Origin of the sequence: Sodalis glossinidius str. 'morsitans' (assembly GCF_000010085.1) — a bacterium.
Classification (GTDB): domain Bacteria; phylum Pseudomonadota; class Gammaproteobacteria; order Enterobacterales; family Enterobacteriaceae; genus Sodalis; species Sodalis glossinidius.
In genome coordinates this window covers 1809164-1833088 of sequence record NC_007712.1, presented here as the reverse complement: position 1 = coordinate 1833088, position 23925 = coordinate 1809164, and the positions used below count along the sequence as shown (strand labels likewise).

Annotated in this window: 20 protein-coding genes and 6 pseudogenes; 17 read left to right on the top strand and 9 right to left on the bottom strand. The window is 56.6% G+C overall.

Annotated features, from left to right (window positions below):
- Nucleotides 1-55: 55 nt before the first annotated feature.
- The gene (gene lrp, locus SGP1_RS09510; protein WP_011410741.1) at nucleotides 56-550 is read right to left on the bottom strand and encodes a leucine-responsive transcriptional regulator Lrp; all 495 of its coding nucleotides are present in this window, start codon (nucleotides 548-550) and stop codon (nucleotides 56-58) included.
- Between the two features lie 500 nt (nucleotides 551-1050).
- On the opposite strand from lrp, the gene trxB reads away from it, so the two are divergent.
- From trxB to infA, 5 genes and pseudogenes are all read left to right on the top strand, one after another.
- Nucleotides 1051-2019 carry a thioredoxin-disulfide reductase gene (trxB, locus tag SGP1_RS09505; protein ID WP_011410740.1) on the top strand — a complete coding sequence of 323 codons (969 nt, stop codon included), beginning with the start codon at nucleotides 1051-1053 and terminating at the stop codon, nucleotides 2017-2019.
- Between the two features lie 294 nt (nucleotides 2020-2313).
- A pseudogene (gene cydD, locus SGP1_RS09500) lies at nucleotides 2314-4077 on the top strand (heme ABC transporter permease/ATP-binding protein CydD).
- A 2-nt stretch (nucleotides 4078-4079) separates the two neighbouring features.
- Nucleotides 4080-5810 (top strand): heme ABC transporter ATP-binding protein/permease CydC, encoded by a 1731-nt coding sequence (gene cydC / locus SGP1_RS09495; RefSeq protein ID WP_011410738.1) that lies wholly within the window; start codon nucleotides 4080-4082, stop codon nucleotides 5808-5810.
- Between the two features lie 70 nt (nucleotides 5811-5880).
- Nucleotides 5881-6584, top strand: a pseudogene (gene aat / locus SGP1_RS09490) (leucyl/phenylalanyl-tRNA--protein transferase).
- A 92-nt stretch (nucleotides 6585-6676) separates the two neighbouring features.
- Complete coding sequence (gene infA / locus SGP1_RS09485; RefSeq protein ID WP_002211347.1) at nucleotides 6677-6895, top strand: translation initiation factor IF-1; 219 nt, start codon at nucleotides 6677-6679, stop codon at nucleotides 6893-6895.
- Between the two features lie 414 nt (nucleotides 6896-7309).
- Here the strand turns inward: infA and clpA are convergent, their stop codons facing one another.
- Nucleotides 7310-9583 (bottom strand): ATP-dependent Clp protease ATP-binding subunit ClpA, encoded by a 2274-nt coding sequence (gene clpA, locus SGP1_RS09475; RefSeq protein ID WP_011410737.1) that lies wholly within the window; start codon nucleotides 9581-9583, stop codon nucleotides 7310-7312.
- A gap of 27 nt (nucleotides 9584-9610) precedes the next feature.
- Nucleotides 9611-9931 carry an ATP-dependent Clp protease adapter ClpS gene (gene clpS / locus SGP1_RS09470; protein ID WP_011410736.1) on the bottom strand — a complete coding sequence of 107 codons (321 nt, stop codon included), beginning with the start codon at nucleotides 9929-9931 and terminating at the stop codon, nucleotides 9611-9613.
- Between the two features lie 318 nt (nucleotides 9932-10249).
- Between clpS and cspD the strand changes: the two genes are divergently transcribed.
- The 4 genes and pseudogenes from cspD to ltaE all read left to right on the top strand — a co-directional run bounded on the left by cspD (nucleotide 10250) and on the right by ltaE (nucleotide 14393).
- On the top strand, nucleotides 10250-10471 hold the full coding sequence (cspD, locus tag SGP1_RS09465; protein ID WP_011410735.1) for a cold shock-like protein CspD: 222 nt from the start codon (nucleotides 10250-10252) through the stop codon (nucleotides 10469-10471).
- 232 nt (nucleotides 10472-10703) lie between these two features.
- Nucleotides 10704-11593, top strand: a pseudogene (locus SGP1_RS09460) (lysine exporter LysO family protein).
- 8 nt (nucleotides 11594-11601) lie between these two features.
- A pseudogene (gene poxB / locus SGP1_RS09455) lies at nucleotides 11602-13275 on the top strand (ubiquinone-dependent pyruvate dehydrogenase).
- Between the two features lie 76 nt (nucleotides 13276-13351).
- Nucleotides 13352-14393, top strand: a pseudogene (gene ltaE, locus SGP1_RS09450) (low-specificity L-threonine aldolase).
- Here the strand turns inward: ltaE and SGP1_RS35065 are convergent.
- Nucleotides 14355-14826, bottom strand: a pseudogene (locus SGP1_RS35065) (N-acetylmuramoyl-L-alanine amidase). The pseudogenes ltaE and SGP1_RS35065 overlap by 39 nt on opposite strands.
- A 167-nt stretch (nucleotides 14827-14993) precedes the next feature.
- Between SGP1_RS35065 and SGP1_RS09440 the strand changes: the two are divergent.
- The 7 genes from SGP1_RS09440 to SGP1_RS09415 all read left to right on the top strand — a co-directional run bounded on the left by SGP1_RS09440 (nucleotide 14994) and on the right by SGP1_RS09415 (nucleotide 19884).
- Nucleotides 14994-15635, top strand: coding sequence for a lipoprotein (locus SGP1_RS09440; RefSeq protein ID WP_011410957.1), 642 nt, complete (start codon nucleotides 14994-14996; stop codon nucleotides 15633-15635).
- 145 nt (nucleotides 15636-15780) lie between these two features.
- On the top strand, nucleotides 15781-16509 hold the full coding sequence (gene artP, locus SGP1_RS09435) for an arginine ABC transporter ATP-binding protein ArtP (RefSeq protein ID WP_011410956.1): 729 nt from the start codon (nucleotides 15781-15783) through the stop codon (nucleotides 16507-16509).
- A gap of 22 nt (nucleotides 16510-16531) precedes the next feature.
- Entirely contained in the window at nucleotides 16532-17263 is a 732-nt protein-coding gene (gene artJ / locus SGP1_RS09430; protein WP_011410955.1) for an arginine ABC transporter substrate-binding protein, read from the top strand.
- Between the two features lie 9 nt (nucleotides 17264-17272).
- The gene (artQ, locus tag SGP1_RS09425) at nucleotides 17273-17989 is read left to right on the top strand and encodes an arginine ABC transporter permease ArtQ (RefSeq protein ID WP_011410954.1); all 717 of its coding nucleotides are present in this window, start codon (nucleotides 17273-17275) and stop codon (nucleotides 17987-17989) included.
- A complete protein-coding gene (gene artM / locus SGP1_RS09420; protein ID WP_011410953.1) occupies nucleotides 17989-18657 on the top strand; it encodes an arginine ABC transporter permease ArtM in 669 nt (222 codons plus the stop codon). The genes artQ and artM overlap by 1 nt, the downstream gene beginning before the upstream one ends.
- A 28-nt stretch (nucleotides 18658-18685) precedes the next feature.
- The gene (locus SGP1_RS29530; RefSeq protein ID WP_148203447.1) at nucleotides 18686-18925 is read left to right on the top strand and encodes a hypothetical protein; all 240 of its coding nucleotides are present in this window, start codon (nucleotides 18686-18688) and stop codon (nucleotides 18923-18925) included.
- A gap of 179 nt (nucleotides 18926-19104) precedes the next feature.
- Nucleotides 19105-19884, top strand: coding sequence for a BRO-N domain-containing protein (locus tag SGP1_RS09415; protein WP_011410952.1), 780 nt, complete (start codon nucleotides 19105-19107; stop codon nucleotides 19882-19884).
- A gap of 583 nt (nucleotides 19885-20467) precedes the next feature.
- Here the strand turns inward: SGP1_RS09415 and SGP1_RS36305 are convergent.
- Nucleotides 20468-20836 carry a tail fiber domain-containing protein gene (locus tag SGP1_RS36305; RefSeq protein ID WP_424141164.1) on the bottom strand — a complete coding sequence of 123 codons (369 nt, stop codon included), beginning with the start codon at nucleotides 20834-20836 and terminating at the stop codon, nucleotides 20468-20470.
- Here SGP1_RS36305 and SGP1_RS33125 point away from each other — a divergent pair.
- Entirely contained in the window at nucleotides 20717-21478 is a 762-nt protein-coding gene (locus SGP1_RS33125; protein ID WP_243466208.1) for a hypothetical protein, read from the top strand. The genes SGP1_RS36305 and SGP1_RS33125 overlap by 120 nt on opposite strands.
- A gap of 257 nt (nucleotides 21479-21735) precedes the next feature.
- Here the strand turns inward: SGP1_RS33125 and SGP1_RS36300 are convergent, their stop codons facing one another.
- The 4 genes from SGP1_RS36300 to SGP1_RS36295 form a co-directional block, all read right to left on the bottom strand.
- Nucleotides 21736-21840, bottom strand: coding sequence for a hypothetical protein (locus SGP1_RS36300; protein ID WP_424141163.1), 105 nt, complete (start codon nucleotides 21838-21840; stop codon nucleotides 21736-21738).
- Nucleotides 21841-21878: 38 nt separating this feature from the next.
- Nucleotides 21879-22259, bottom strand: coding sequence for a hypothetical protein (locus SGP1_RS09390; protein WP_041866817.1), 381 nt, complete (start codon nucleotides 22257-22259; stop codon nucleotides 21879-21881).
- A 71-nt stretch (nucleotides 22260-22330) separates the two neighbouring features.
- Nucleotides 22331-22795, bottom strand: coding sequence for a hypothetical protein (locus tag SGP1_RS09385; protein WP_158302367.1), 465 nt, complete (start codon nucleotides 22793-22795; stop codon nucleotides 22331-22333).
- A gap of 539 nt (nucleotides 22796-23334) precedes the next feature.
- Entirely contained in the window at nucleotides 23335-23802 is a 468-nt protein-coding gene (locus SGP1_RS36295; RefSeq protein ID WP_424141162.1) for a phage tail tip fiber protein, read from the bottom strand.
- Nucleotides 23803-23925: the final 123 nt, after the last annotated feature.

Here is a 23925-nt window from a genome sequence, read left to right as displayed (position 1 = left end):
TATGAATTCACAGGAGTGTAACCAAAACAAACCGTATTTGCACCTGGAATGCTCCTTAACGCGTCTTTATGACCAGACGATTACTCTGTTTCACTTCTTCCATGACGACATAGGTCCGTGTGTCGTTCACGCTGGGCAGACGCAACAGCGTCTCGCCGAGCAGTTTACGATAGGCAGACATATCCGGCACGCGCGTTTTCAACAAATAGTCGAAATCGCCTGAAACCAGATGGCACTCCTGGATTTCCTCCAGCTTTTGCACCGCGGCGTTGAATTGCTCGAACACATCCGGCGCACCGTGGTTGAGAGTAATCTCAACAAACACCAGTAACGACGCATCCAGATAATGCGGGTTCAACAGCGCCGTATAGCCCTGGATGAAACCCTGGCGCTCAAGACGGCGTACGCGTTCAAGACAGGGCGTTGGCGATAGACCTACCCGCTTTGATAACTCGACATTGGAAATCCGTCCGTCCTTTTGCAGTTCATTCAGGATATTGCGGTCGATACGATCGAGATCTTTCCCCGGGCGCTTTTTATTGTCTACCATCATTAGTGTCTCTCTCAATTCCTTCACTGTACTTGCCATACCCTCACTAACTTCATTGTGTCAGGGATTGTCTAAGGACCTGTTATCAGTTTTTTTAAGGTCAACCTTTTGCTGGAACCATTTAGAACCTGTCTGTCAACATACTAAACGGCATCAGGGAGCGCAGGACACACCACTCAGGGTCTGCTCCGCGCACGGCTTCGCAACCCCACCACGGGCGCCAGCCACGGCCTGTTTAAATACCCGCCTAGATGTTTTCGCAAAAGCGCAGCCGATTGTCAAAGTAAAACGTTAAAAATCAGAACAACATACCGGTTGTGACCGACATCCTTTGCCACGTGGCAGGTTTAGCGGGGTTTTTTACCCGATTATGCCCTGCCGGCGGCCTTAATAGCCGCGATTAATTGGAAAAATCGTTAACTACTTTTTTTCATCCTTTTTTAACTCTGGTAATTTTCTTACAATGCCCAGGTTAATGAGGCGACGACAACGAGGAAAACATGTCTACGGTGAAACACAGTAAATTGCTCATATTGGGTTCGGGGCCAGCGGGCTATACAGCCGCGGTCTATGCCGCGCGCGCCAATCTGAACCCGGTTTTGATCACCGGTATGGAGCAAGGCGGACAGCTGACGACCACCACCGAGGTGGAAAACTGGCCGGGCGACACGGAAGGACTGACCGGCCCGCTCCTGATGGAGCGCATGTACGCCCACGCCACAAAATTCAACACGGAAATCATTTTCGACCACATTACCCAGGTTAATCTGCAAACCCGCCCTTTCCGCCTCGTCGGAGATAGCGGCGAATATACCTGCGATGCGCTTATCATCGCCACCGGCGCCTCGGCGCGCTATCTTGGTCTGCCGTCCGAAGAGGCCTATAAAGGGAAAGGGGTTTCCGCCTGCGCCACCTGCGATGGCTTCTTTTACCGTAACCAGAAAGTGGCGGTGGTCGGCGGCGGCAACACCGCCGTGGAGGAAGCCCTGTACCTGGCCAATATCGCCGAGGAAGTGCATTTGATCCACCGCCGCGACACCTTTCGTTCGGAAAAGATCCTTATCGACCGCCTGATGGATAAGGTCAATAACGGCAATATCGTGCTACATACCAATCGTACCCTGGAAGAAGTGCTGGGCGACGAGATGGGCGTCACCGGCGTACGTCTGAAAGAGGTGGCCGGCAGCGCCCATGAAGATCTGGCGGTCGCCGGGGTATTTATCGCTATAGGTCACAGTCCAAATACCGCGATTTTCGGCGACCAATTGGCGCTGCAAAACGGCTATCTGCGCGTGCAGTCCGGGATCAATGGCAACGCGACCGCTACCTCGATTCCGGGCGTATTCGCGGCCGGCGACGTCATGGACCACAACTACCGCCAGGCGATTACCTCCGCCGGGACCGGCTGTATGGCGGCGCTGGACGCCGAACGTTATCTCGACGGCCTGGCCCAGGCCGGCTCCCTTTGAGATAATACAATCGCTGCGCAGCAGGGCCGGCGCGCACGCCTCGTTGCCGCCAGGATTGGTCAGGGCGGCCAACGGCCGCCTTTTCTTTGCCCTGCCCCTGTGCATATTTGCCCGCCCGTGTCCGCTTCGTGCCGGCGTGGCGGACGCGCGCTAATTCACCGGCAATGATTTTCACCTCGCCCGCAACAGGGTAAGATGTCGGCGCACCGGCGCTGCAGAGCATTCCGGTCTCGCTTCCCTGCATGGGATTTCCAACGTCAACCGTCTGCCGTTCCGGCTGGAAACAGACTTTCAATGAACAAGAATCGACAACAAATCCTGGTACGCTGGCTCCGATCGCAAAGTAAGCGGATAAATCGCTGGCTGCGCCTTTCCCTGCTGCTCGGCCTGATAAGCGCCGTTATCATCGTCGCACAAGCCTGGGCGCTGGCCGGTTTGCTACAGGCGTTGATCATGGATAATACCTCGCGCGCTACTCTGACCGGCGGCTTTGTCGCCCTGGCGTCGTTATTTGCGCTGCGCGCGGCGGTCAACTACGCCCGTGAACGGGTGGGCTTTATCGCCGGCAGTTTGCTACGCCGTCAAATCCGTGCCCAGGTGCTGGATCGCCTCGCGCGTTTGGGACCGGCCTGGATCCGCGGCAAGCCCGCCGGAAGCTGGAGCAGCATGCTGCTTGAGCAAATCGAGGATATGCACGATTTCTACGCCCGCTATTTGCCGCAAATGTCGCTGGCGGTGCTGGTGCCGCTGATGATCCTTATCGTGGTGTTTCCCATCAATTGGGCCGCGGGGCTGATTCTGTTTTTAACCGCGCCGCTGATTCCGCTGTTCATGGCACTGATCGGCATGGGTGCCGCTGACGCCAACCGACGCAATTTTTTGGCGCTGGCGCGCCTGTCGGGCTACTTTCTCGACCGGTTACGCGGGCTGGAGACCTTACGGCTGTTCTTTCGCGCCGACGCGGAAACGGAAGAGATCCGCCGCGCGACCGAGTCATTCCGTCAGCGCACCATTGAGGTGTTACGACTAGCGTTTCTTTCCTCTGGCGTATTGGAGTTCTTTGCCTCGATTTCCATTGCCGTAGCGGCAGTGTATTTCGGCTTCTCCTACCTGGGAGAGCTGCATTTCGGCAGCTATGGAACCGGCGTCACGCTTTTCGCCGGCTTTCTGGTGCTGATCCTGGCGCCTGAATTCTTTCAGCCGTTGCGCGATCTGGGGACGTTCTACCACGCCAAAGCCCAGGCTGTGGGCGCCGCGGAATCGTTGGTCTCTTTTTTGGAACATGACGATGAAGCCCAGGGCGCCGGCAGCGAGACGCTGGCCCCTGGACCGGTGAGTTTGCTCGCCCGCGATCTGTGGGTACTGGCGCCAGACGGCAGCGAACTCGCCGGACCGCTGAACTTTTCCCTCCCGGCGGGCCAGCGGGTGGCCATCGTCGGCGCCAGCGGCGCGGGCAAGAGCTCCCTGCTTAGCGTACTGCTGGGGTTTCTGCCCTATCGCGGTTCGCTGCTGGTCAACGGCCGCGAGCTGCGCGCGCTCGCGCCGAGTCTGTGGCGTGAACGATTAAGCTGGGTCAGTCAGAATCCGGCACTGCCGGCGGTAACGCTGCGCGACAATATCCTGCTGGGCGCACCGGCCGCAGACGACGCACAATTGATGCAGGCGGTGAAGGATGCATATGTGGCAGAGTTCCTCGTTGCGTTGCCCGAGGGACTGGATAGTGCCGTCGGCGAAGACGCCAGACTTCTTTCCGTTGGGCAGGTGCAGCGTGTTGCCCTGGCGCGCGCGCTGATCCGCACCCCCGACCTGTTGCTGCTTGACGAGCCCACCGCCAGTCTTGATGTCCACAGCGAGCGGCTGGTGATGCGTGCGCTGGAAAGCGCCACGCGCCGTCAGACCACATTACTGGTAACGCATCAGCTACAGGCCATCGCGGATTTCGACGTGGTCTGGGTGATGCATGAGGGCACCATCGCCCAATAGTGCCCCTATGCCGACCTTACCGTTAGCGACGGGCCGCTGGCCGATTTGATTGCTTCCCAAGCACAGGAGCTGTAACCATGCGCGCATTACTGCCGTATTTGTCCCTCTACCGCCGCCATGGCGGACAACTTACCCTTGGCGTCCTGCTCGCTATCATCACGCTGCTAGCCAGCATCGGCCTGCTGACGCTCTCCGGCTGGTTCCTCGCCGGTGCGGCGACCACGGGCGCCGCGGGCCTGTACAGCTTTAACTATATGCTGCCTGCCGCCGGCGTGCGCGGCGCGGCAATTACCCGCACCGCCGGCCGCTGGGCGGAGCGGGTAGTCAGCCACGATGCCACCTTCCGCGTACTACAGCATCTGCGGCTTTACACTTTCAGCCGTATTCTTCCTCTTTCGCCCGGCGCCACCGCCCGCCTGCGCCGGGGGGAACTACTCAACCGCCTGGTAGCGGATGTGGATACGCTGGACCATCTTTATCTGCGGGTCATCTCCCCGTTGGCGGGGGCATTGATAGTCACTCTGACGGTGAGCGCTGGCCTTTGTCTGCTGGACCCGCGAGCGGGCTTGACCCTTGGCGCGATAATGCTGGCCATTCTGGCGCTGTTCCCGCCGTTGTTTTACCGCGCTGGCAAACCGGTGGGCGAGGCGCTGACCGCCCTGCGCGCCGATTACCGTTTGCAGCTGACCGCCTGGCTTTCCAACAATGCCGAACTCACCCTGTACGGCGCCGACGAACGCTACCGCCGCCGGCTGGAGGCTACCGAACAGCGCTGGCAGGCGCAACAGCGCCGCCAAAGCGGGCTGGGCGCCGGCGCACAAAGCCTGTTGCTGCTAGTGACCGGCCTGACATTGACCTGGGTGCTGTGGCTGGTGGCTGGCGACGTGGAGGGCGATGGCCCGTCCGGCCCGCTGGTGGCCCTGTTTGCCTTCGCAACGCTTGCAGCGTTCGAGGCGTTGGGTCCGGTGGCTGGTGCGTTTCAACATCTTGGACAGGTCATCGCCTGCGCCGTGCGCCTGAACAGTCTGGTCCAACAGACGCCGGAGGTTATTTTTCCCGCGGCCGGTCCTGCGCCGACCGCGGCCGTCGCCCTCAGCGTCAACCGGGTACGGTTTCACTATCCCCAGCAGGCAGCGGCCGCCATTGACGACCTGACCCTGACGGTAGCCGCCGGCGAGCATATCGCTCTACTCGGCCATACCGGCAGCGGCAAATCCACCCTGCTGCAATTATTGACCCGCGCCAGGGATCCCCATGAGGGGGAGATCCTGCTTAATGACGTGCCGCTGCGCGAGTGGAGCGAAAGCGCGCTGCGCGCGATGACCGCCGTGGTGGAGCAGCGGGTCCATATTTTCAGCGCCACGCTGCGCGATAATCTCCGCCTGGCGGCGCCGAACGCCGACGATGAGCAGCTAAGCACCGTAGTGCGGCAAGTGGGTCTTGACAAACTGCTGACGGGCGAAGGGCTCAATGCCTGGCTCGGCGAGGGGGGGCGTGCCCTTTCCGGCGGCGAACAGCGCCGCATGGGCATCGCCCGAGCGCTGCTGCACGACGCCCCGCTGTGGCTACTCGACGAGCCCACCGAGGGGCTCGATGCCGTTACCGAACAGCAAATACTGCACTTGCTCAGCACGCTCGGCCAAGGGCGGACGGTAGTCATTGTCACCCATCGGTTGCGGGGACTGGAACGTTTGGACCGCATTTGTATTCTGGATCGCGGCACCCTCATGGAGCAGGGAAACCATCAGGCGCTGATGGCGCTGCGCGGACGCTATTATCACTATCACCGTCCGGTAGAGGTATACTAGTCAGCGATAAACCCGTGCCGGCCGGTGTTTGCCTGCCTTGTTCAGACGGATTGGAGTAGTCATCGGCAGCATGAGACTTTACCGGCTTTCACCCGACTCTCTGCATTTCCCACCGCCGCACGCCGCGCTCAGCGAGCCTAACGGCCTGCTGGCCTTCGGCGGTGATTTGTAGCCGCAGCGGCTGGGGATTTTCCCCTGGTATTCTCCCGGCTATGCCATTTTGTAGTGGTCGCCAGATCCCCGTTCGGTGCTGTTTCCGCACGCGTTCCATCACAGCCACAGTTTTAGCCGCTTCTCTCGCCGTTGCCGCTGGCGCGTCACCTTGAATCAGGCGTTCGCCGATGTGGTTGCCGCCTGCGCCGAGCGCGGCACGGAAGGCAGCTGGATCGGTCCGGAAGCCGAAAGCGCCTATGGCCATTTGCATCAGCTCGGCCATGCCCATTCGATCGAAGTCTGGGACGACGAGACGCTGGTCGGCGGCATGTATGGCGTGGCGCAGGGGGCGATATTTTTTGGCGAGTCGATGTTTAGTCACGGCCTAACGCATCAAAATTGGCGCTGGGGAGTTTTTGTCGGTATTTTATGCATCAGGGCGGAAAAATGGTAGACTGCCAAGTATTGAATGCGCATACCGCATCGCTCGGCGCGCATAATATTGCGCGCAGCGATTTTCTGGCTATGCTTACGCAATTACTGCCTGAACCGCTGGCGGTCGGCTGCTGGCAACCGCAAACCCTCTTCACCGTCCTTCCTGATTCTGAAAGCGGCAGATGATGCGGCTTTCTTCATCATTTCTTTACATAATGAGGGTTTTTCGGCATTATCTTGCCGGTTAAAAACTATGGTATTCACACCTAGAGGATTCGATGGCCAAAGAAGACAATATTGAAATGCAAGGCACCGTACTGGACACACTGCCTAACACCATGTTCCGCGTGGAATTGGAAAACGGACATGTGGTGACCGCACATATCTCCGGTAAAATGCGCAAGAACTACATCCGTATCCTGACGGGCGACAAAGTCACCGTTGAGCTGACCCCGTACGATCTGAGCAAAGGCCGCATTGTCTTCCGCAGCCGCTGAGATTATCTGAGCGCGTTGCCCTGGGCAGTTCCGGTGATGATTTTTCGGCATGATGCGCGATAATTCCTCCTGCCGCCCCCCCCGGAGAGTATTCCTCCCCGCTATAACAGCTGAAGAAGGCGATGACCCCGGCACCGGTTATCCGGCTGCGCAATCCGGGCTATCGCCCCTCTCATGCTGCTTCGCGTTGTGCCGCACCGGTTGGACCCACGGTCAGGCCGCCCACGCTTATCGCGACCCGCGCCGCCGCCTGCGCGATTATTTCCTATGTGCTTCTCACCTGCGCCGCTATGCAAGCGTCTGTGCCCCACCCGTTTTTCAGCGGCCTGCGCAGTGCTCGTCCTTGCCGCCTGCGTTCGCCTACGCCCGCCAAGACCGCCTCTGGGGCGCAAAAAAAGGCGATACCGCCAGGGGCTAGTGCACCGCCCCTTCGGCCTTGCGTTTCTGCGCGCTAAGGAACTGGTATTTGAGCGTTTGGCTCTCTTTGTCCAGTTCCACCCGCACCGAGCCGCCATCCACCAATGAACCAAACAGCAGCTCGTTAGCCAGCGGTTTTTTCAGATTCTCCTGCATCACGCGGGCCATCGGTCGGGCGCCCATCACTTTGTCGTAACCTTTGTCGCTAAGCCAATTGCGCGCATCGTCGCTGACTTCCAGCGACACGCCTTTGGCGTCCAGCTGCGCCTGCAGTTCGACAATAAACTTGTCGACCACCTGCTGGATAACGTCGGTGGAGAGATGATTGAACCAGATGACGTTATCGAGACGGTTACGGAATTCCGGCGTAAACACCTTCTTGATCTCCGACATGGCGTCCGTGCTGTTATCCTGCTGAATCAGCCCTATCGACTGACGCTGGGTTTCCTGTACGCCGGCATTGGTCGTCATCACCAGTATCACATTACGGAAATCCGCTTTGCGGCCGTTGTTATCGGTCAGCATGCCGTTATCCATGACCTGCAACAGCAGATTAAACACGTCCGGATGGGCTTTCTCGATCTCATCAAGCAACAGCACGGAGTGCGGATACTTCAGCACGGCATCGGTCAGCAACCCGCCCTGATCGTAGCCCACATAGCCGGGAGGCGCCCCAATCAGGCGGCTGACGGTATGCCTCTCCATGTATTCCGACATATCGAAACGCAGCAGCTCGATATCCAGCGCTTTGGCCAGTTGCACGGTGACCTCAGTTTTACCGACGCCCGTCGGACCGGCAAACAGAAAAGATCCCACCGGCTTATGTTCCTGGCCCAGCCCGGCGCGGCTCATTTTGATAGCCTCGGTCAGTACCTCGATAGCCTTATCCTGACCAAAGACCAGCATCTTCAGACGGTCGCCCAGATTTTTCAGCACATCGCGATCGCTCGCCGACACCGTTTTCTCGGGGATACGGGCGATACACGCCACCACCGACTCGATATCCGCCACGTTGACGGTCTTTTTACGCTTGCTGACAGGTATCAGCCGGCTGCGGGCGCCCGCTTCATCAATAACATCAATGGCTTTGTCCGGCAGATGGCGATCATTGATGTATTTGACCGCCAGCTCCACCGCCGCCCGTACCGCTTTGGCGGTATAGCGCACATCGTGGTGGGCTTCGTATTTGGTTTTCAGCCCGGTCAGGATTTGCACCGTTTCTTCTACGGTCGGTTCCGTAATGTCTATCTTCTGGAAACGACGCGCCAGGGCGCGATCCTTCTCAAAGATATTGCTGAATTCCTGATACGTCGTTGAGCCCATCACGCGGATTTTGCCGCTGGAGAGCAATGGCTTAATCAGATTGGCGGCATCAACCTGCCCGCCCGACGCCGCACCGGCGCCGATGATGGTATGAATTTCGTCGATAAACAGAATGCTGTTCTGACCCTGTTCAAGCTGCTTGAGCAACGCCTTGAACCGTTTCTCGAAATCACCGCGGTACTTGGTGCCGGCAAGCAATGACCCGATGTCCAGGGAGTAAATGGTGCAGTCAGCGATGACTTCAGGCACTTCGCCGCGCACGATCCGCCAGGCAAGCCCCTCCGCGATGGCGGTTTTCCCCACCCCGGATTCCCCCACCAGCAGCGGGTTGTTTTTCCGGCGACGGCACAGAACCTGAATGGCCCGTTCCAGCTCGCGGTCGCGGCCAATCAGCGGGTCAATGCCGCCAACGCGCGCCAACTGATTAAGGTTAGTGGTGAAGTTTTCCATACGCTCCTCCCCGCCTGACTGCTCTTCGTTGACCGGCGTTTCAGGCCCGGGTGCCTGCGTCTCGTCTTTACGCGTACCGTGGGAGATAAAATTCACCACGTCCAGCCGGCTGACATCATGCTTGCGCAGCAAATAGGCCGCCTGGGATTCCTGCTCGCTGAAAATCGCCACCAGCACGTTAGCGCCGGACACTTCGCTGCGCCCGGACGACTGGACGTGGAAGACCGCACGCTGCAGCACGCGCTGAAAACTGAGCGTGGGCTGCGTTTCACTCTCTTCATCACTTGCGGGTAAGGTCGGCGTGGTTTGTTCGATAAAGGCTTCCAATTCCTGGAGCAGGGCCACCAGATCGACCGTGCACGCCTCCAGCGCTTCGCGCGCCGCAGGGTTGCTAAGCAGGGCAAGCAGCAGATGTTCCACGGTCATAAATTCATGCCGGTGCTCACGCGCTCTGGCGAAAGCCATGTTTAAACTGAGTTCCAGTTCTTGATTGAGCATTGGCACCTCCCCAAATAGATTGCCTTTTCAGGCTTTTTCCAGCGTACAAAGCAACGGATGCTCGTTTTCCCGGGCGTAGCGGTTGACGTGAACCGCCTTGGTTTCCGCGACCTCCGCGGTGTAGATTCCGCAGACGGCCTTTCCCTGATAATGGACCCTAAGCATCAGTTGCGTTGCACGTTCAACATCATAAGAAAAGAACTTTTGCAATACGTCAATAACAAATTCCATTGGAGTATAGTCGTCATTGATAAGTATGACTTTATACATAGACGGGGGTCGTACCGCATCTTTCACTTGTTCTTCAGCCAGATGCTGCTCATCCAGCCTGTCGCTTGTCTTACCCATCGTGTTGTTCCAACGCTAAATCATCACCGCTGCGCTAGAGCAGCCCCTTTCTTTCATCTTACCATTGGATAATCAAAATAGCCGCCGGCTGCGTCAGGATTTTGTCCGGGTGTGCCGGCATCCGTCCGGAAAAAACGGGTTAAAGCGTTAACTGCTTCAAAGTTTGATAATGTCGTCAGCCAACTCTATAGCCATCGCTTGATCTCTTATCGCTATCCTCTAGAGTAGTAGGGGCATAAGCGGATGCGGGTAATCAGCCGCTTACGACTTCAACTATCCTCATCACATAAAAGCTTCGGTTGCGAGGGATGTAGAAACATGGAGACGGGTAAAGTTAAATGGTTCAATAACGCCAAAGGTTTTGGTTTTATCTGCCCGGAAAACGGCGGCGAGGATATCTTTGCGCACTATTCAATGATCCATATGGACGGTTACCGGACGCTGAAGGCCGGGCAAGTCGTCAGATTCGAGGTTCATCAGGGGCCCAAAGGGAACCATGCGAGCCTGATTGTGCCTGTTGAAGCCGAGACTGTTGCCTAAATAACGCGCCTCGCAATTAAAGGTGTCATCGCATGAAATGCCAGCCTGTCGCTGGCATTTTTTTCTGCCGCTGATGCCTGCATACTCTCAAGTTATAACACTTTTCTTTTACGACGCAAGTTTAATTATGCGATAAATCACCCGTCGCGCCGCACAGCGGCGGCGCTTTTCGCTAGCATGTGGCGGTCGATCGTCTCGCTGCACCATTGCACCATAAGGAAGTGGTCTATTCATGTATGCCAGTCTATTGCTCATTCTTGTTCCGCTCATTGTCGGCTATCTGCTGCCGCGCCCGCCCGTCAGCTGGCTACACAGGTGGTCAACCGCGCCTTAAGCGCCATGGTGTATGTCATTTTATTCCTGATGGGCATCAGACTGGCTTTGTTACCCAACCTTGCCAGTAATCTGCTGCGCATCGGCGTTTATACCGCCGTCATCGCCCTTTGTATCCTGGCGATGAATGTTCTGGCGTTAGGGCTGCTGGAAAAAGCCCTGCCGTGGCGGGGCGCCGTCGCGCACACGCCGCCGCCTTCCTGCTGGCGCATGATCCTGGATTCGCTCAAACTCTGCGCCGTGTTGCTCGCCGGCTTCGTACTTGGCCTGATCCATTGGTCAGGGTTCAGCCTGGCGACCCAGGCCAGCGAGCTTCTGCTGATTCTGCTTTTGTGGCTGGTGGGTATTCAGCTGCGCAACAGCGGTATGACGCTTAGGCAGATATTCCTCAATCGTCGCGAGCTGCTTGTGGTGGTAGTCAGCGCGCTGGCCGCCGTGTTGCTGGGGCTGCCGCTGTCTACCGGTCTGGCCCTCGCTTCGGCCTATGGCTGGTATTCGCTATCGGGTATTCTGATAACCGATGCCTTCGGCCCGGTTATCGGTAGCGCGGCGTTTTTCAACGATTTAGTACGCGAACTCCTGGCCATCATGCTGATCCCGCTTTTGATACGGCATCACCGCACGACGGCGCTGGAATTATGCGGCGCCACTTCGATGGATTTTACGCTGCCCGTGCTGCAGCGCAGCGGTGGCATGGAGATTGTACCCGCCGCGATCGTACAGTTTTTTTTGCTCAGTCTGCTGGCGCCGGTGCTTATCGCTCTGTTTTCGGTGCACGCCAACGGCTGAGCAGGCTGATGCCCCAGGTCACTCCGGCCGCCGGCGTAAAGCGGATATGGGGAATCACCGGCGACTCGCTGAATGGCCTGAGCGATGGCCTTAACCGGATGGGTCCCATCGCATGACACGGCACGCGCCATGAGGAGGTCGCCGCGTTTGCGGCCGGCGCGGAAGCACATGTCACCGGACAGCTCGCGGTATGCGCCGGATCCTGCGGGCCGGGTAACCTGCATCTGATAAACGGGCTATTCGATTGCCATCGTAAGCAGGTGCCGGTTCTGGCTATCGCCGCCCATATCCCCTACAGTGAAATCGGCAGCGGTTATTTCCAGGAAACCCATCCCGAGTCGCTATTTAGCGAATGCAGCCACTACTGTGAACTGGTGTCCAATCCCGAACAACTGCCGCAAGTATTGGCCATTGCCATGCGCAAAGCCATCATCGATCGGGGCGTATCGGTGATTGTCCTTCCCGGCGATGTCGCCCTTAAGCCGGCGCCGGAAGGGGAACGACCGGACTGGTTTCAGCCTTGCGAGCCGCTGACGGTGCCGCCCGTGGGCGAGCTGGAGAAACTCGCAGCCCTGCTTAATGATGCCCGCAACGTGACGCTCCTGTGGCTGCGCCTACGACGAGGTTGTCGCGCTGGCCCGCCAGCTGCAAGCGCCGGTGGTGCATGCCCTGCGCGGCAAAGAGCATCTGGAATGGGAAAATCCTTATGATGTCGGCATGACCGGCCTTATCGGTTTCTCCTCCGGCTATCAGGCGATGATGAACGCCGATACGCTGGTTTTGCTGGGCACCCGTTTTCCGTACCGCGCGTTTTACCCGCAAGAGGTGCGAATCATCCAGATCGATATCGCCCCGGGCAGCCTGGGAGCCCACTGTGCGCTGGATATGGCGCTCGTGGGGGATATCAAATCTACCCTGGCGGTACTGCTGCCGCGGCTGCACGCAAAAACGGACCGCACATTCCTCGATAAGGCACTGGCGCATTACCGCGACACCCGCCGCGACCTGGACGCGCTGGCCCAGCCGAGCGGCGATAAAGCGATTCATCCGCAATCTGTGGCCCATGAAATCAGCCGTCTGGCGGCCCAGGACGCGATTTTTACCTGCGACGTAGGGACACCCACGATTTGGGCGGAGCCCGCTATCTGACCATGAACGGCCGTCGACGGCTGCTCGGCTCGTTTAATCACGACTCGATGGCCAACGCCATGCCGCAGGCGCTGGGCGCTCAGGCCGCCTGTCCCGGCCGGCAGGTAGTGGAGCTGTGCGGCGACGGCGGTTTCACCATGCTGATGGGGGACTTTTTGTCGCTGGCGCAGATGAAATTGCCGGTGAAAATCGTTATCTTCAATAATAGTGTGCTGGGTTTTGTCGCGATGGAAATGAAAGCCGGCGGCTATCTTACCGACGGCAGCGATCTGCAAAATCCCGATTTTGCCGCCATCGCCCGCGCAGCGGGCATCAAAGGTCTGCGGGTGGAAAAATCCGCCGCGCTGGCAGAGGCCTTCGCCTATGATGGCCCGGTGGTGGTGGACGTCGTCACCGCCAAAGAAGAACTGGCGATGCCGCCGCAAATAAAATTTGAGCAAGCCAAAGGCTTTAGCCTGTATATGCTCCGCGCCATTATCAACGGCCGGGGGGATGAAATAGTCGAGCTCGCCAAAACCAACTGGCTGCGTTAAGCGCCGGCTGGAATGCTGTTTCCCTGCGCCGGCCCGTCAAAACAGCCGCAAGCCCAATACGCAGGATGGAATTAGCATGATTGATTTACGCAGTGATACCGTGACTCTGCACACCGACGCAATACGTCAGGCAATGGCCGCCGCTGACGTCGGCGATGATGTTTATGGGGACGATCCCACGGTTGCGGCGCTGAAGGCCGATGGCGCGCGACTGGCCGCTAAAGAGGCCGCGCTGTTTTTTCCCAGCGGTACCCAGGCCAATCTGGTGGCGTTATTGACCCACTGTCAGCGCGGCGAGGAGTATATCGTCGGGCAGAAGGCCCATAATTATCTGTTCGAGGCGGGCGGCACCGCGGTGCTCGGCAGTATACAGCCGCAGCCGCTGGATTTTGCCGATGACGCCACGCTGCCGCTTGATACGGTGTCTGCCGCCATTAAACCGGACGATTTCCATTTCGCCCGCACGCTGTTGCTCAGTCTGGAAAACACCCATAACGGCAAGGTCGTTCCCCAGGATTATCTGCGTCAGGCGTGGGAATTGACCCGCGAATGGCAGCTCTCGCTGTATATCGACGGTGCGCGAGTCTTTAACACCGCGGTGGCGCAGGGCATTCCGCTGAGCGAAATCAGCCAATACTGCGAATACGCTGACCATTTGCCTTTCCAAAGGATTGGGTGCCCCGGTAGGATCCCTTTTGTGCGGTAGCGAAGCCTATATCGCAGGCGCCAGACGCTGGCGGAAAATGGTGGGCGGCGGTATGCGTCAGGCGGGTATCCTGGCCGCCGGCGCCCGCTACGCGCTGGCGCATCATGTTACCCGCTTTAACGCCCGCTAGCTGGCGCAGCAGTTGGCGGAATTAGGCGTGGATGATGTTGTCGCGCCGGGCGCGCAAACCAATATGCTGTTTATCCGCAAGTCCGCCGACTTAGCGGCCAAACTGGCGCCCTGGATGCGCGACCACGGTATTATTATCGCCTCGGGCACCCTCACCCGGCTGGTCACGCATCTTAACGTCAGCCGGCAGGATCTGGAACAGGTCGTCGACTGCTGGCGGACGTTTCTCGCCCACCATGACTCGCTAGTCGCCGCCCCGTCTAACAGTGTTTATTTCCAATAACGGCCGCAGCACCGCGTCTGTCTCGGAATTGGGCAGGCCGCGGTAATCGCGCGGCCGATAGTGCATCTGAAACGCCCGCAACGCGCGGCGCTGTAGCGCTTGGGGCATATCGGGCGTGACATTATAGCCCAGTTGCGCCATGCCGCGCAGTATCGGCGCCGCCTGCGGCCAGGAAAATAGCGGGCCGGGATCCTGTTTACGCCGCCAGGCGATGTCGCTATGTCCCACCACATTGAACGGCGTGATGGCATGGCGGCGCAGAATATCCCGGCACAGCGCCATCACTTTCGATCTCGATGCCGATGGCGGTATCATTAAGATGGGTGCGCCCACTCCAGTAACTCTCTCCCGCGTGCCAAGCGCGACGCGATTCATCCACCAGTTGCAGTACCGTCGGGGCCCCATCGCCGCGCGGCGCACAGCCGGCCAGCATCAACAGGGAGAAAAGCGACATAATGATCCTCAGTTGACAGGCCCTCAAGACGTCGCGACCGACGCCGGCGGTAAAGTGCGCAATAGCACAGCGGGTGCTATAACTCCCTGATAATTCTCTATACTGTATGAGAACAGGCTTCTTACACTTCACTTTTAAGGCCGACAATGAAAAAGACATCGCTGGTCCTGTTGCCATTAATGTTAACTCTCAGCGCCTGCAGCGCGGTCAAACCGGCCTATGATGATGTAGGCAGCCGCAGCGCCCCATGCGTACAGGGCGGCCCCGATAGCGTAGCACAGCAATTCTTTGACCTGCGATTACAACCGGGGAATCAGGGAAAACCCGATACCGCTACCCTGGCCCGCTATCGCCCTTATTTCAGTACCGCGCTCTATCATAGTCTGGCTGAGGATAGCCGCAACGCGCAAAAACTGGCGCGTTTGCCGGTAATGGATATTTTCAGCGGCGATAGCATCGGCCCGACAACGGCAGACGTTCATAGCGCCTCCAGGATCCCCAATACCGACGCCAAAAACATTCCACTGCGGGGATATGTCGCGACAGCAAAACGGCGACAGAGCGAATGTCGACTGGAGGTCGAAGTGCTGATGATACGTGAAGGCACCTGCTGGGTCGTGGACGACGTACGCTATCTGGGCGCGGCTCCGCCCGCTACCGCCGGTACTCTGCGCAAACGCTGGAGACACGCTGACCTCACCTTGTGCCCCGACTCAAAAGCTAGAGGCGCGCTGACGCCGTTTATCTTCCCGAGCGCGATAGCGCTCATGCGCCCGCCTGAAGCATAACCTGACGCAAAAACCGCCGTTGCTGCTGCTTTGTGCTGTAATTCGTATTATTATCTTCTTAATTGTAAATTTTCTACGCGGTGGATTGCATCGGCGCTAGTGCGACGTTACCATCTGCCCCCCAATGGCTATTCAGTTTATTTGCATGAGTATTCAACTTAACCGCATCAACTGCTTTTATGGGGCATATCAGGCTCTGTTCGATGTCACCCTGACCTGCCCGGCAGGTGAAACGCTGGTATTGCTCGGCCCGAGTGGCGCCGGCAAAAGCTCGCTACTGCGCGTGCTTAACCTGCTGGAAATGCCCCGCGACGGTGAACTGGATATCGCCGGTAATCATTTCGACTTCAGCCGCGCCCCTGACGTTAAGTCCATCCGCGCGCTGCGCCAGAACGTCGGCATGGTGTTTCAGCAATACCATTTATGGCCCCATTTAACGGTGCGGCAGAATCTGATTGAAGCCCCCTGCCGGGTTCGCGGTCTGGACCGTCCGGCGGCCAACGCGCGCGCGGATAAATTACTCGAACGCCTGCGGCTGACTGATTACGCCGATCGTTTTCCGCCGCACCTGTCCGGCGGTCAGCAGCAGCGGGTGGCTATCGCCCGGGCGCTGATGATGGAGCCGCAGGTGCTGTTATTCGATGAACCGACGGCGGCGCTGGATCCGGAAATCACCGCGCAAATCGTCAGTATCATTCGTGAACTGGCGCAGACCGGCATTACACAGGTGATTGTCACCCACGAGGTGGAGGTGGCGCGCAAGACCGCCAGCCGGGTGGTATATATGGAAAACGGCCGCATTGTGGAACAGGGCGACGCCAGCCATTTCGCGCAACCGCAAACGTCCGCGTTTGCGCAGTATCTATCGCATTAATCTTTTTCGGGAATTGCATAAAATGAATAAAACCGTCCTTGCCACGCTGCTGGCCGCCCTGTCAACCGGCGTTAGCGCCGCGGAAACCGTGCGTTTCGCTACCGAGGCAACTTATGCGCCGTTTGAGTTTGTCGGCGCTGATAATAAAATCCAGGGCTTCGATATCGATCTGGCCAATGCGCTGTGCAAGCAGATGCAGGCGGAGTGCACCTTTACCAATCAGGCGTTCGACAGTTTGATCCCCAGCCTGCGTTTTCGCCGCTTCGATGCCGTGATTTCCGGTATGGATATCACCCCGGACCGCCTTAAGCAGGTAGCGTTCACGCAGCCCTATTATGAAAACTCGGCGATCTTTGTTGCTCAGAAGGGCAAATTCACCGATATGGCGTCCCTGGCCGGTAAGCGCGTCGGGATGCAAAACGGTTCTACCCATCAGAAATACCTTATGGATAAGCACCTTGAAATCACCGCCGTGCCTTATGACAGCTACCAGAACGCCATTCTGGATTTGAAAAATGGCCGGCTGGACAGTGTGTTCGGCGATACCGCCGTCGTCAATGAATGGCTTATGAAAGACGCCGGTTTGGCGACAGTAGGCGACAAAGTGACCGATAAAGCCTATTTCGGCACCGGCCTGGGCATTGCCGTACGGCAAAACAATACGGCGCTGCTGGATAAGTTTAATCAGGCGCTGGACAAGATCAGGCAGGACGGCACTTATCAGAGCCTGTATCAGAAATGGTTTAAGCAGTAAGTCACCTTGATGACGGAACTCATTCCCATTGCCACCGCAGCGGGGACGACCCTCGCCCTGGCGCTGTGTGCGCTGGTCATCGGTCTGATTTTGGCCATGGGGTTCGCCGCACTGGAATCGGCGCGCCGGCGCTGGCTTGCGCTGACCGGCACTGGGCTGGTCACGCTGCTGCGCGGCCTGCCGGAAATTTTGGTAGTGCTGTTTATCTATTTTGGCGCCTCGCAATTACTGGTCACGCTGGCGGACGGTATTACCCTACAACTGGGTTCGCTGCGCATTCCGCTCGCGCTGCCAATCGACAATTTCGACGTCAGTCCTTTTCTCTGCGGCGTTATCGCGCTGGCGCTGTTGTATGCCGCCTACGCCTCGCAAACCCTGCGCGGCGCTCTGAAAGCTATCGCGCAGGGTCAGTGGGAATCGGGACAGGCGCTCGGAATGAGCAATGGCGCGACGTTTTTTCGGGTGATTTTGCCGCAAATGTGGCGTCACGCCCTGCCGGGGCTGGGGAATCAATGGCTGGTACTTTTGAAGGACACAGCTTTGGTGTCGCTGATTAGCGTCAACGATCTGATGTTGCAAACCAAAAGCATCGTCAGCTTTACCCAACAGCCGTTTACCTGGTATCTGCTGGCGGCGGGCGTTTATCTGGTGATTACGCTTTTCAGCCAAACGGTACTGCGCACCTGCGAGCGGCGCGCCACGCGCTTTGACAAGAGGGCATCCTGATGACCGGTTATTTACTGGCGCTGTTGCCCGGGCTGCCGGTCAGCCTGTCGCTCACGGCGGTTGCGGTGCTGGCGGCGCTGGTGCTGGCGCTGCTGTTTACGGTCATCCTCACGCTGCGCACGCCCGTGCTGGCGCCACTGGTAACAGTGTATATTACGCTATTTACCGGTACGCCACTGTTGGTGCAGATCTTCCTCATCTACTACGGACCGGGCCAATTCGCCGGCCTGCACGCAATCCCCTGGCTATGGCAGTTGCTGTCGCAGCCCTGGCTGTGCGCCATGGTGGCGCTGGCGCTAAACAGCGCCGCCTACAGTACCCAGTTGTTCGCCGGTGCGATGCGCGCCATTCCCGACGGGCAGTGGCAATCCTGCACTGCGCTCGGCATGAGCCGCGTGCAAGCGCTGCGGCTGCTGATGCCATTTGCCATCAAGCGCGCCCTATCCTCCTACTCCAACGAAGTGGTGTTGGTGTTCAAGAGCACTTCGCTGGCCTATACCATTACCCTCATGGACGTGATGGGACAGAGTCAGCTCCTGTACGGCCGCACCTATGATGTAATGGTGTTCGGCGCGGCGGGGATTATTTATCTGTGCGTCAACGGCGTTCTGACGCTTTTAATGCGCAGTCTGGAGCGGCGGGCACTGCGCTTCGAGCAGCAGAGCTAAAACACACAAAAATCATAATATCAACGACTTGATTGACATTGATGCTCAAAAAATAGGCGACAAAACACAACAAAGCACGACAATACACGACATTTTTATCAATAACTTACCGCTTATTTCGACCTGCCAACTACGCCAGAATCGCCCAAATTTGACCGCCGAACGCCCCACATTTGACGAAGGAAATCCCATGCGCTATAGTCGCTTTGCATCTGCAAATTCAGGTGCCGGGGTTCGCGTCCTGCCGGAAGTAACTGCGACAGAATGACACGCCGCGAGCGTGTCTTTTTATGTCGCAATCTAGATACATCTCAATGGTGGGCTGGATGGTGGAGCCGAAAGGCTCACCGGTTGGTTACTCCGGTACGCGAACTCCGTCCAGCTCGCCACCCTCTAGATTCGCGTCTTACGGTGGTGATAACTTCAAGTAACCATTTGGAGGTCATCATGACCACACTATCTATTGTTCCATTCACTTTTGAAAAGCATGAAGTACGCACAACTATTTTAAACGGCGAACCGTGGTTTGTTGGCATTGACGTGTGTTCCGCGCTCGGAATAAGTAACAATAGAGATGCCTTAAGCAAGTTGGACGACGACGAAAAGACGACCGTCGCTTTAACCGACAGTCAGCCAGGGACTGGGGCTCAACGTATTTCTTTGATATCCGAACCCAGCATGTTTACCTTGGTATTACGCTGCCGCGATGCAGTGAAGCAAGGCACCCTGCCCCATCGCTTTCGCAAATGGGTGACGAGTGAAATCCTTCCTTCAATCCGCAAGACTGGCAAATACGAGCACCCCGTTTACAAGCCAGAGTCCCACGAACTCTTCACCACTAACGATACCTCCAACCTCGCCCGCCTGATTTGGCACATGAGCCATAACTTCCGCTTCAAGCAGGCATGGAGCAATGGCATATGGTACGCCCTGCGCGAAGTCACCGGCATTCCCTCACCGCAGCCGATGGAAGTCCGCCACATCCCGCATATTGCCAGAGAATGCGAACGTATATGGGCTGTGATTGAACGTCTGCAATCTGCTATGGTGGAAGCCGAAAGGCGAACCATTCGTCAACTGGTGCGCAAGCGGGAGAATGTGGATAGCGTGATGAGTGAAATCGATAGCTTGCTTGCTGAAGCCAGTCAGAGCAACGCCTTCATGCTCACCGATACCCTGACCCGTTGGCATAAGTCCGAGCTCGGCCAGTTCGCGCAGAGGCACTGACAGCCGCCCCAGCTCGTTGAGGGACCGGTGGTCATTTGATGGCATGAAGGATAGCCGCCATCAGGTAGCCTGTGGAGGCGGTGAACAGCACCAACCACAGCATAATGAACTTCCAGCCTGGTAATCGCTTAATCATGAGTCGCAACTCCCGTATTAATTCGCTTCATCAAAGAAGCGCGACCACCTTAAACACAACGACTAAAACTGATATCCCCGCGATAATATGCCAAAAAATACGCCGTATCTCGCGGGGAGTAATATTCACAATTTCCATATATGCCTTACAGCGCCATAAGCGATCGCAGTGCAGATAACCCAGGCTATCGGCGTCAAAATGTGCCGAATACCACAGCAGATTGCAATTATTTTCGCTGCGGTATCAGCCCCTTGTCACGATGTCTCTGCTTTTATCATGAGATCATCTCCAAATTTATCTTCAGGTTTGCTATTATTCATGTCGTCTTGAAGTTGATGAAGATTTATGAAAAAGCCCCGCACTGCTTGCTACAGTCGGGGCTTACGTTTTTCAGGTACAAAAAAACCACGCTCAGCGGTTGGGGTAAGGCTCTATCCGACGGGCAGGTTATTTCGGACTATCCGCATCCTGTGCCACAGGCATCGACGCCTTAAGCGCATCTATCTCTGCCTGCTGCGCTTTTACTTTCGCGGACAGGTCTTTTATTGCTTCAATCAGCAACGCAGTGATACTGCCGTAAGCCACAGATTTCACATTCTTAACAACGGTGCCATCACTCTCATGGTAATCACCCGAATTACCTACCGCCTCTGGCAGGACCTTTTCCAGCTCATCGGCCATCACACCCGCTTGGCGATGTTCGGCAAGGACATACGTATAGCCCGTCAGCGTTTCGACCTTTTCAAGGCCATTTTCTATTTTCTCAATATCGCTTTTTATCCGCCGGTCCGAGTTATTTTGCCAGTGACCCTGCATGGCATAAGCGCTACCGTCATCCTTAAAAACGAACCACTTCAAATCATTGCTTTTAGCCAGTATCAGACGATGCTCAAAATGGTCATTTATTATGTCGGTGCTGTAGAACTCAGTTCTCATATTCCCGCCGGCATAGGGATTATACTGCAAACTCGCCGAACGCTGCTCACCACCACTTTTTCCTTTGCCATTAAAATGCAGCGTACCGGTGAGACTCCCTCCCGTTTTGGCAATATAATTTCCCAGAGCGGATTTATCCGCTTTAGTCTCCAGCGCTGTCTGTTCAGCTTTTTTATCAAGTTCAGATTTATCGGCCTTGCCGTCCAGTGCGGCCTTGTCAGCCTTACTCTCGAGCGCAGTTTTATCGGCTTTTTTTCAAGCGCTGATTTATCCACCTTGCCCGCAATATCCGCCGCCAGCTTTTTAAACGAGTTCAATGTGACCTGCGTACCGTCCGGCGCTTCCAGCATCACTTCCACCCTCGCCGGTCATGATGTGCTGCCAGCCGTCCATCTGGCGCTGGTAGTAGCGAAGCTGGGTGGACAGCTCACGTCCGAAGTCCACGTACGAGCCGCCGTTATAGGTCACGATGGCGTAGGACGCTTCCTTGACGGCCTTGGATGGCCCGGACACCAGAAGTAGCTCTGTGTCGCTCACCACGCTGGCAATTTCATACAATGCCACCGCCCCCGTGCCTGGAAGCAGCAACATTTGCCCCGGCCCAATGCCCTGTTTGTTGTCCGCCCAGCGGGTGCTGTGACCGGTGGCTTTTTTACTGTTGGCCGCTATCGAGAGCGTGCCGGTTTTGTACCATGCTATGTTGAGGGCTCCATAAAGAAAAATCCACGCTCATCATAAGCAGGGATAGTGATAGGTAGGTATGCGGTTGAAACGTTCGGCTAGAATGTCATGCCCAATCCCGCCGTCCACGTTCCCGCAGTGGCACTGCCCAGCGATGCACGCCGGTAGGATAAGTCGAACAGTACGTCGGAAATCACGTTAATTTGTACACCCGCGCCGTAGGTAAAGCCACTTTTGTTTTCTAACGCGTTGACAATCTCACGTCCCTTGGTCTTCGATTCTTCTTTGGGAATGGTGTAGTAAGCGCTGCTTGCCGCCGCTGTCTGCTATCAGCCTGATGCTTTTGTCCTGCCTCGGGGTTACGGATGTAATTGTCGCCCGTTGCCTGGGTGTAGGTGAAGTTACCCATTATTCCCCAGGGGCCATCAATATCTCGTGCATAGCTCACACTGATACCTTTGGCATCTTTATCCAACCCCCGCATATTAATTCCCGTCAGTTTCTCCAGAGATGCGTGTGTATTGGCATAGCCCAGTGAGACGGTACTTTTATTATCAGCATGAGAGGGGGCACTCAGCGCTAATCCGATCAACTGCACTGCCCATAAAACAACCTTGTTCATCGCGATATCCTTAATGATATATAAAACCGGGTGATTAGCGTAAAAGCTTGTCAGTCATAAATCAACAACGACTAAAACGTAAAATAGTTAGCTGCATCAATCACCATAATGGGATTCTCGGTTGTGGCATAATTCCGCTCGCCACCGGAGCTTCCGTCATACCAGGAGTAACCCCATGCTGGAGCCAGCGCGTAGCGATTATTCTTCAATGTCACATCCGCAAACCAGTGGTTATTATATTCCGCCCCGATATAGCCCGGCATTATCATTGGACGACTCACAAACTCAATGTTCCGGTAATCATTGATTTCCACATCCTTAAATTTTATCAAGCCGCCCAGAATTAATATTTCATTGCCGGAATCAAAGGTCATTTCCCCTTGTGCATTATACAGTCGCAATCCTGCCAGGCTTCTTGTAAGCGGCCTGCTTTTAAAGATAACGACCTTGGCGTTCACCGTGCCGCCAAATTCACCGCCTGACGCATTGTAGAGTTGATAAGAATTTTTAGATAAAGCGACTTTTGATACGGTCACCGCCGGGTCAGGCTGGTAAAAAAACCATGGTGTCATTAAAACCAAAAGAGGGGTCAATATGCTTTGGCAAACACCCGCTTCGCAACGCGATATCCCCTTTCCAGGCGACCGTCATAAACCGGGACACATCTGAAATACTGGCAAACACATTACCGTCTTTCACCAGTAGGCCCGCACGTCCTGACCGCGAAGGCGTTGGCCAGGCGTACACTGCCCACCAGTTAGCGTCGTTGTATTTTACATTATCCTGCCGCCAGCAGACTTGCCGTTGCTCATTAAGGTAAGGGATGCAGGGCAAGGGGTTAGTAGGGTGCCAACTCCCACCCCTGCGACTTCTGTCGAGTAAACAAGGCCGGTTTAGCCACAGATACCAGCTCCACCTCTCCGGCACGCTAACGCCGGTACACCAGGTATTGCCTTTCCACGTCGTGCCCTTATAGCCTGACCCCAATATCTGTGACAACGTGAATCGCTCATTGAACAGAAACGATGACCCGTTGGCGTTAGTTATACGCAATCCCGCCGCCATCGCTGCCTCCTTAATCAAAAATACCCAGCTCTACGGCCAGTTGACCGTTGTCGAACACCTTAAGCCCCTTGCTATCAAGAGAAACCCTTGAGTTAACATGACAACCATTGAGCTCAAACGAGCCATCGTTGCGCATAATGGTCCCCGACTGCCCCGGCACATAATTCGCCGAGTACCATGACCCCACCTTGGCCAGTGTCATCCCCGCGTAGTTGATAAATGCCTCGTTGATAAACACCTGCCCATTAATCACCGAGAAAGGCGAATAGCTTTTGCCACCCGGCCCACTCAGGATAACGAACTGGTTAGCATTAAAGCCAATGCGCGTTATCACCGGCTGCCCCACCTCGGCGATGGCCGCTATCGTCATCCCCGCATCGCAGTAGGTGCCGTCTATATCGACACCGACCTTTACGCTAAATAGGGCGCTGCCGGAACCCGTATGGTCAAAAACGGTCGTTGCCCTGGTGTCTATCATCGCCTTGTTTTTCTTGAATTCCGCCTGCACCCGCTGCTGGTACTCGGCAAAAGCTCTTTCCTCATCGACGACCGTGGTGCGCACTTCAAGTATTTCGGCTTTACGTTGCCCGTTTTCTCTACG

What these genes read in the sequence shown, in the direction of transcription:
- lrp (WP_011410741.1), bottom strand. Translation starts at nt 550, where the DNA reads ATGGTAGACAATAAAAAGCGCCCGGGGAAAGATCTCGATCGTATCGAC.
- trxB (WP_011410740.1), top strand. Translation starts at nt 1,051, where the DNA reads ATGTCTACGGTGAAACACAGTAAATTGCTCATATTGGGTTCGGGGCCA.
- cydC (WP_011410738.1), top strand. Translation starts at nt 4,080, where the DNA reads ATGCGCGCATTACTGCCGTATTTGTCCCTCTACCGCCGCCATGGCGGA.
- infA (WP_002211347.1), top strand. Translation starts at nt 6,677, where the DNA reads ATGGCCAAAGAAGACAATATTGAAATGCAAGGCACCGTACTGGACACA.
- clpA (WP_011410737.1), bottom strand. Translation starts at nt 9,583, where the DNA reads ATGCTCAATCAAGAACTGGAACTCAGTTTAAACATGGCTTTCGCCAGA.
- clpS (WP_011410736.1), bottom strand. Translation starts at nt 9,931, where the DNA reads ATGGGTAAGACAAGCGACAGGCTGGATGAGCAGCATCTGGCTGAAGAA.
- cspD (WP_011410735.1), top strand. Translation starts at nt 10,250, where the DNA reads ATGGAGACGGGTAAAGTTAAATGGTTCAATAACGCCAAAGGTTTTGGT.
- SGP1_RS09440 (WP_011410957.1), top strand. Translation starts at nt 14,994, where the DNA reads ATGAAAAAGACATCGCTGGTCCTGTTGCCATTAATGTTAACTCTCAGC.
- artP (WP_011410956.1), top strand. Translation starts at nt 15,781, where the DNA reads ATGAGTATTCAACTTAACCGCATCAACTGCTTTTATGGGGCATATCAG.
- artJ (WP_011410955.1), top strand. Translation starts at nt 16,532, where the DNA reads ATGAATAAAACCGTCCTTGCCACGCTGCTGGCCGCCCTGTCAACCGGC.
- artQ (WP_011410954.1), top strand. Translation starts at nt 17,273, where the DNA reads ATGACGGAACTCATTCCCATTGCCACCGCAGCGGGGACGACCCTCGCC.
- artM (WP_011410953.1), top strand. Translation starts at nt 17,989, where the DNA reads ATGACCGGTTATTTACTGGCGCTGTTGCCCGGGCTGCCGGTCAGCCTG.
- SGP1_RS09415 (WP_011410952.1), top strand. Translation starts at nt 19,105, where the DNA reads ATGACCACACTATCTATTGTTCCATTCACTTTTGAAAAGCATGAAGTA.
- SGP1_RS33125 (WP_243466208.1), top strand. Translation starts at nt 20,717, where the DNA reads ATGTTCGGCAAGGACATACGTATAGCCCGTCAGCGTTTCGACCTTTTC.
- SGP1_RS36305 (WP_424141164.1), bottom strand. Translation starts at nt 20,836, where the DNA reads ATGCAGGGTCACTGGCAAAATAACTCGGACCGGCGGATAAAAAGCGAT.
- SGP1_RS09390 (WP_041866817.1), bottom strand. Translation starts at nt 22,259, where the DNA reads ATGAACAAGGTTGTTTTATGGGCAGTGCAGTTGATCGGATTAGCGCTG.
- SGP1_RS36295 (WP_424141162.1), bottom strand. Translation starts at nt 23,802, where the DNA reads ATGATAGACACCAGGGCAACGACCGTTTTTGACCATACGGGTTCCGGC.